The 500-nt window shown below is 69.8% G+C and carries 1 protein-coding gene; it reads left to right on the top strand.

Annotation, left to right across the window (positions count from 1 at the left end):
- Nucleotides 1-312: 312 nt before the first annotated feature.
- Nucleotides 313-500, top strand: a 188-nt coding sequence (locus tag AX737_RS19465; RefSeq protein WP_197430639.1) for a pyridoxamine 5'-phosphate oxidase family protein, incomplete at its 3' end; no start/stop codon positions are given.

The raw sequence follows: 500 nt of genomic DNA, 5'->3' as shown, positions 1-500 counted from the left end.
GGCCGGGCGGGCGCCGCACCCGCTCGATGGGGACGCCGCGGTAGCGCCGGCTCGAGAAATCGTGCCCGCCGATGCGCACGCCCGGGCCGAAGCGCACCTCTGCGGCCGTCGGCGAGGCCGCCAGGCAGGCCGCAACGAGGGCGAGAGCGCGGGCAACGCGCGGCATGCGGATAACCTCTGTCCTTCTCGCGCCGGGGCTGAACCAAGCCGGCACTTGGCCGTTGTCGGGGCAGCCTTCAGGCGGGGGCTCGCGGCGCGCTCGGCGCCCCTCCGCCCGGACCGACCGACGCGACGTGTAGGAGACGAGATTCCATGCATCAGGGCAACCACCGCGACCACGAGGGCGCGAAGAAGCTCTTCGACCTGATCAAGGATGTGAAGATCGCGATGATGACCACCGTCGACGCCGACGGCACGCTCAACAGCCGGCCGATGTGGAACAACGACGCCGACGAGAACGGCGACCTCTGGTTTTTCACTAAGCTGCACTCGCCCAAGAC

The organism is Methylobacterium sp. CCH5-D2, assembly GCF_001556475.1.
GTDB classification, from domain to species: domain Bacteria; phylum Pseudomonadota; class Alphaproteobacteria; order Rhizobiales; family Beijerinckiaceae; genus Methylobacterium; species Methylobacterium hispanicum.
Note: the sequence above shows the minus strand (reverse complement) of the source record. Positions and strands in the feature narration are given on the sequence as shown.